The organism is Endozoicomonas sp. SESOKO2, from assembly GCF_024606245.1.
GTDB lineage: Bacteria > Pseudomonadota > Gammaproteobacteria > Pseudomonadales > Endozoicomonadaceae > Endozoicomonas_A.
Genome location: NZ_JAHHPQ010000397.1, coordinates 1 through 5,953, shown reverse-complemented (window position 1 = coordinate 5,953; position 5,953 = coordinate 1). Strand labels below are relative to the sequence as shown.

The window sequence follows — 5,953 nt, the reverse complement described above, 5'->3', positions numbered from 1 at the left end:
AAAACTTTTTTGAGCTTCATTCTGATGACTTTTCTGAGCCACCTCAGTTCTGTGTCGCTTATGACAGCTCTAAAATCCATTCAACTGAAAAACAAAATCTTCATTACGCCATAAAGTGATCTCTTCAGAATCATTTCTTCAAGCACATATAGTGCGTCATTTTTTTGACTACACAAGCGCTTGCACTTTTTCATTTTCATCGTGATTTACAGTCTTTTTTTAATTCTAATTTAATGAATAAAAGATCTTATTATTATGAAAAAGAGGTATTTAAAAAGGCTTGTGTTCTGATTGGCACTATGGTCTTTTTAACACCTTCAAGGTGGCGTTGCAGTACCCCAATTAATAGCAACCGCAACGGAGACGAGACAATCATGGACGTGCAGGCAATCAGCAATCTGATCGATTGCGCCCGAAAGCATGAAGAAGGCTCAGGCCACCTTCAGTCGCTTGTCTGTCAGCAGGTGGAGTATTTGCACCACACGATCGAACTTCCCGAAGACATGGCCAGTGAAACACTGCTGAAATTTGCAGTTGAATACATTGACCATATACCTGACTTTCTTGAAGCACTGGACCAGGCTTCAAAGGAACTGGATATTGAGGCTTTCATATCCCCGTTTCTGAGCATTGCCGAAGAGAACTTTCTTGCACCGGTTCTACAGTCCCAAAATAATGTGGGACTGTTTGATCTGCTCGATAAAGCCTACTTTACTCATCGCCTGATTGAGGAAGTAAACGACAGTTACCTGTCCCGAATCGGCTGTACCCTGATCCCGATGAACATGACCTGGGCCAACCTGATCATTCATGCCATTCTGGGTGAAGAGTTCGGCAATGAGCTGGACAAAATTGCTGAGCAGACGGCAAGACATATGATGCGTTCGCAGGAACTATACAATGACCGTATGCTCAAGGACTTCGCCAATAAGCGTAATCCGGAGCAGTGGGTATCAACCTGGTCAAAATGGAATTGCCTGTCCAGCCGGATGGGCATTGAACTGAAGTTTACGTCAGCAGCCTGACCCTGAACGCTGACAATTGAAGTAGACGTTAATGCAGAGGACTGTATTTGAAAGTCGCTTGTTAAACCCCGACTGCCATGGCGCTTTAATAAAGCAAAGCACCTCAGCAGGAATGGTTTATGACAACATCTGATTTCGAACTCCAGGTTATTGATCCAGTATTCGAACGATCTGAACACCCTTGTCCTTGTTAGCATCATCATCCGACTTACTAACTTCTGGGGAGACCCTCGTCACTGGAGGCTTCCCCGCAAGAGAAGGGTCTTTTTCCATCACATCCGAATAATGGCAATCCACGCACTCGCGATAGTTCTCACCATTCTCAGTGTACATTCTCACCGAATCCTGCCGACCACAGGAAGGGCAGACGGCTCCGGCAATAAATCTTTTCGTTGTCATAACTCTGAGGCCTACAGCGCATAGATGACCATGGCGCATAAAAAAATAACGAGGCTTCAAGACCCGGTGACCTCAAAACCTTTGACTCATGACCGTCTGATCAGGAGATACCCGAATGGCGCAGCAAGGCATCCACTTCTGGCTCACGGCCCCGGAAATTCACAAACAGCTCCATCGGCTCGGCTGAACCGCCTTTTTCCAGAATTTCCTCAAGAAAGGACTCACCGGTCTGGCGGTTGAATATACCTGCTTCCTCAAATCGTGAAAATGCATCCGCAGACAGCACCTCAGCCCATTTGTAGCTGTAGTAGCCCGCCGCATACCCCCCCGCAAAGATATGACTGAAGCCATGCTGGAAACGATTGAAGGCCGGAGGCGTGACCACAGACACTTGGCTGCGAACTTCATCCAGTACCGATTGAACCGTTTTTCCTTCGCTCTCGCTCTTTAAGAAGTCTTTATGCAGTCTGAAATCAAAGAGCGAGAACTCCAGCTGACGCACCATCATCATGGCGGACTGGAAGTTTTTAGCGGCCAGCAGCCTGTCCAACTTATCCTTTGGCAGGGGCTCACCTGTTTCAAAGTGGCCGGAGATAAGAGCCAGACTTTCTTCTTCCCAGCACCAATTCTCAAGGAACTGGCTGGGCAGTTCTACCGCATCCCAGGCTACGCCATTGATTCCGGATACCGCAGAATAATCAACCCGGGTCAGCATATGATGCAGGCCGTGACCAAACTCATGGAACAGGGTCACCACTTCATCGTGTGTCAGCAGGGCAGGCTGGTTCCCAACCGGTGGCGTGAAGTTGCAAGTCAGATAGGCCACTGGCAGCTGGACTTTGTCGCCAATCTTGCGACGCACCCGGCACTCACCCATCCAGGCTCCGCCCCGCTTGTGTTCACGGGCATAAAGGTCGAGATAGAATCGACCAATCACTTGGCCATCACCAATGACATGGAAGAAACTAACATCTTTGTGCCATGTTTCAACATCATTCACCTTTTCAAAGGTAATACCGAATAGGCGCTCCACGACAGAGAACATGCCATTCACTACTTTCTCTGCCGGGAACCAGGGACGCAACTCTTCCTGAGAAATAGCGTAGCGTTGCTGTCTGAGCTTCTCGGCATAGTAACCAATGTCCCAGGCCTGCAAATCATCAGCACCATGCTCTGCTTTGGCAAACGCTCTCAGTTCATTCAGTTCTTTTTCTGCCTGAGGCTTACTCTTACTGGCCAGATCTTCCAGAAACGTCATGACCTTATCAGTAGAGTCAGCCATTTTGGTCGCCAGTGAGTATTCTGCATAATTGTTGAAACCCAGCAATTCGGCCAGCTCCTGACGCAGTTTGAGAATTTCATTAATGTTGTCTGAATTATCAAATTCGCCCGCATTCGGGCCCTGATCCGATGCCCGGGTACTGAATGCTGTATAAACCTCTTCACGCAGTTCACGATTGTCTGCATAGGTGATCACCGGGAAATAGCTTGGAAAATCCAGATTCAGCATCCAGCCTTCGCTGTGTCCTTTGGACTCAGCCAGCTGTTTCGCGCCTGCCAATGCGGATTCAGGCAAACCGATCAGCTCTGACTCATCGGTCATCAGCTTGGACCAGGCCATGGTGGCGTCCAAAACGTTGTCGGAAAACTGGCTGGTCAGTTCAGAAAGGCGTTTTTGGATGTCACCATAACGGGCTTTTTTCTCTTGGGGTAGGGCAACGCCCGCCAGTTTGAAATCACGTAAATTATCCGTAATGACTTTTTTCTGGGCCTTATCCAGCTTTTCGAACTCTGCTGACTCAGACAGCGTCAGATAGGCCTGATAGAGGTCCTGATTCTGACCCAGCCGTGTTGAATATTCAGAGAGCAGAGGCAGACAGGCATTGTAAGCATCTCTTAATTCATCGGTATTCACGACAGCATTCATGTGGCCCACCGGAGACCAGGCCTGATTAAGCCTGTCACCCAGACTGTCCATGGGTTCCTGAAGAGTCTTCCAGCTGAACGATTGATTTTTATCCGCCAGAAGTGCGTCTACCGCTTGCTCACTCTCGGCAATAATGGTCTCTATAGCCGGTTTTATATACTCTGGTTTAATCTTGGCAAAGGGAGGCAGTTCGCAGGTTTCCAGCAGTGGGTTGCTCATAATTCAGATGCTCGCTGTTTATTGTCCAAACTGAACGTTCTTTTTATGTCTATGGGTGCAGGATTATCGGTTTTCAAGGACAATGCAATACCTACGAGCAAAGAAGCCAAACACCATGACAAGCCATTCCATCAGAACCTTCAGAGGTCATACCCCAACACTGGGTGACCGGGTATTTATTGACGAAACCGCTCTGGTCCTGGGCGATGTAGAAATTGGTGAAGACAGCTCCGTCTGGCCCATGGCAGTAGTACGTGGAGATATGCACCGCATCCGCATAGGCTCACGCACCAGTATTCAGGACGGTTCTGTGTTGCACATCACCCACGCCAGCACTTTCAACCCTGATGGTTACCCGTTGATTATTGGTGATGAAGTGACGGTCGGTCACAAGGTCACCCTGCATGGCTGCACGATCCACAATCGTTGCCTGATTGGCATTGGAGCTGTGGTAATGGATGGCGCAGTGGTCGAAGAGGAAGTCATTGTTGCTGCGGGCAGCCTGGTGCCACCGGGAAAACGACTGGAAAGCGGATTCGTGTACAAAGGCAATCCAGCCCAGAAAGCTCGCCCAATCAGTGAAAAAGAGAAAGCTCTCTTCTCTTACGGTGCGAACAACTATGTGAAGTTGAAAGACGAATACCTGGGCATTTAAAAAAGTTATTAAAAATTAATTTAATATAATTAAAATTCATTTTCGCCCATAGTATTACAGACGGTTGAACTAACCAGACCTAATCTTCCCATATCAGTTGATGATTTGGGGAGATTCACCATGAGCGAAACTATCAAGCCTATCGACAGACCTGCCTCTCAACAAGCCCACTGGATCGCAGACAGCCAAATGGATAATCAGGAAATCTACAATGCTGAAAAGCAGGCTGAGAAATTCCATGAAAATCTCAGTGCCCTAACCGCTGAACAGAGTTCTGGACCTATGAAAGATAAACAGGCCAGATTGGCATTGTTGGTGAGCCAAAAGAATTTTGTTATTTAAGCCTGTGCAAGTTAAAAGGTCTGCTAAGCTGACGACTTCATTCACTTAAACAGGCTCCATGATTTATGTCCTTAGAAGCAAGACTCGAAAAGCTTGAAGCACAGCATAAAAATCTTGACGCGGATGTGCACAGTCTGGCCAGGGTATGTGCAGATATAAAAAACATTGCACTCACTAATCAGAGTGATATTACTGGATTAAAGTTAGATGTTTCCGAGGTGAAGACGGATCTCGCTGCCGTCAAAGCCTGCATAGCCGCACTGACAGAAGCTACCCACGCAGGGTTCAAAAGGGCGGATGAACAACACAACGAGTTCGTCAGGGAAACCCGTCAACGCTTTGATGAACATGATAAGCGCTTTGATGAACATGATAAGCGCTTTGATGAACATGATAAGCGCTTTGATGAAGTCGATCAGCGCTTTGACAAGGTCGATGAGCGTTTTGACAAGGTCGATGAGCGTTTTGACAAGGTCGATGAGCGTTTTGATCAGCTTGAGTTACTCATCCGTCAGAGGATTCCCAATACTCAAAACTGATCACTTCCCAAAGCTTATCCCTCCCCAAAAAGCTCGCCAGACTTCACTGGTTGGGCTTTTTCATACCAACATCAACAAATCAGGATTGGTTTTTTAAAAGCCAGATGATATAAGCCCGCTTAATCCTTTTTATTCCAATTTTCGAGTCTGAGCTGCACTGATGGAAATATACTCCACAGCCATATTGCTGTTCCTGATTATGGATCCGCTCGGCAATATGCCAATCTTTATCTCTGTTCTAAAAGCTGTGCCTCCAAGGCGTCGGGTCAAAATCCTGATGCGGGAAATGCTGATCGCTTTGTTGATTCTGGTGATTTTCCTGTTCGTCGGTGATGCCATGCTGCAAGTGCTCCACCTCAGGCAGGAAGCAGTCAGCATTGCAGGGGCGATCATCCTCTTTATTATTGCCATCAAGATGATTTTCCCGCCCAGCCGGGGTGGTGGCATTATGGGTGACTCCCCTGATGGCGAACCTTTCATCGTACCTTTGGCCATCCCTCTGATTGCTGGTCCTTCTATTCTGGCCACCCTGATTCTGCTGGGTAATCAGCATCCGGGAGAACAGGGTAAACTGGTGACAGCAATTTTGATCGCCTGGGCCGCATCCGCAGCCATCCTGATGTGCTCTAATCAATTTATGAGAGTATTGGGCAACCGTGGTGTATTCGCTATTGAGCGATTGATGGGCATGATCCTGGTGATGCTTTCTGTGCAAATGTTTATGGACGGTATTGCCAAGTATCTGGGCTGACTTCCTACCGCCTGGAGGCTGTCACAAGTCAGCCTCCAACGTCAAAACTCGTAAAATCATCCTTATTTATATCCTCCATATAAAATACTTATCCCC

At 47.5% G+C, this 5,953-nt stretch carries 7 protein-coding genes; 5 read left to right on the top strand and 2 right to left on the bottom strand.

Annotation, left to right across the window (positions count from 1 at the left end; translation table 11 throughout):
* Window positions 1–374: 374 nt before the first annotated feature.
* Entirely contained in the window at window positions 375–1,025 is a 651-nt protein-coding gene (locus KDK17_RS08670) for a hypothetical protein (RefSeq protein WP_257281615.1), read from the top strand.
* Window positions 1,026–1,172: 147 nt separating this feature from the next.
* Here KDK17_RS08670 and KDK17_RS08665 read toward each other — a convergent pair whose 3' ends face one another.
* Complete coding sequence (locus KDK17_RS08665) at window positions 1,173–1,424, bottom strand: YheV family putative zinc ribbon protein (protein ID WP_257287868.1); 252 nt, start codon at window positions 1,422–1,424, stop codon at window positions 1,173–1,175.
* 100 nt (window positions 1,425–1,524) lie between these two features.
* Window positions 1,525–3,570, bottom strand: coding sequence for an oligopeptidase A (prlC, locus tag KDK17_RS08660; RefSeq protein ID WP_257287867.1), 2,046 nt, complete (start codon window positions 3,568–3,570; stop codon window positions 1,525–1,527).
* Between the two features lie 115 nt (window positions 3,571–3,685).
* Between prlC and KDK17_RS08655 the strand changes: the two genes are divergently transcribed.
* The 4 genes from KDK17_RS08655 to KDK17_RS08640 all read left to right on the top strand — a co-directional run bounded on the left by KDK17_RS08655 (window position 3,686) and on the right by KDK17_RS08640 (window position 5,857).
* Entirely contained in the window at window positions 3,686–4,225 is a 540-nt protein-coding gene (locus KDK17_RS08655) for a gamma carbonic anhydrase family protein (protein WP_257253374.1), read from the top strand.
* 120 nt (window positions 4,226–4,345) lie between these two features.
* Window positions 4,346–4,567: a hypothetical protein gene (locus KDK17_RS08650; RefSeq protein WP_257253375.1), complete on the top strand. Its 222-nt coding sequence runs from the start codon at window positions 4,346–4,348 to the stop codon at window positions 4,565–4,567.
* A gap of 65 nt (window positions 4,568–4,632) precedes the next feature.
* Window positions 4,633–5,106 carry a hypothetical protein gene (locus KDK17_RS08645; protein WP_257287866.1) on the top strand — a complete coding sequence of 158 codons (474 nt, stop codon included), beginning with the start codon at window positions 4,633–4,635 and terminating at the stop codon, window positions 5,104–5,106.
* A 160-nt stretch (window positions 5,107–5,266) separates the two neighbouring features.
* Window positions 5,267–5,857, top strand: coding sequence for a YhgN family NAAT transporter (locus tag KDK17_RS08640; RefSeq protein ID WP_373691578.1), 591 nt, complete (start codon window positions 5,267–5,269; stop codon window positions 5,855–5,857).
* Window positions 5,858–5,953 lie beyond the last annotated feature (96 nt).

Excerpts from the sequence above, each read along its gene's own strand:
- KDK17_RS08670 (WP_257281615.1), top strand. The coding sequence starts at position 375 with ATGGACGTGCAGGCAATCAGCAATCTGATCGATTGCGCCCGAAAGCAT.
- KDK17_RS08665 (WP_257287868.1), bottom strand. The coding sequence starts at position 1,424 with ATGACAACGAAAAGATTTATTGCCGGAGCCGTCTGCCCTTCCTGTGGT.
- prlC (WP_257287867.1), bottom strand. The coding sequence starts at position 3,570 with ATGAGCAACCCACTGCTGGAAACCTGCGAACTGCCTCCCTTTGCCAAG.
- KDK17_RS08655 (WP_257253374.1), top strand. The coding sequence starts at position 3,686 with ATGACAAGCCATTCCATCAGAACCTTCAGAGGTCATACCCCAACACTG.
- KDK17_RS08650 (WP_257253375.1), top strand. The coding sequence starts at position 4,346 with ATGAGCGAAACTATCAAGCCTATCGACAGACCTGCCTCTCAACAAGCC.
- KDK17_RS08645 (WP_257287866.1), top strand. The coding sequence starts at position 4,633 with ATGTCCTTAGAAGCAAGACTCGAAAAGCTTGAAGCACAGCATAAAAAT.
- KDK17_RS08640 (WP_373691578.1), top strand. The coding sequence starts at position 5,267 with ATGGAAATATACTCCACAGCCATATTGCTGTTCCTGATTATGGATCCG.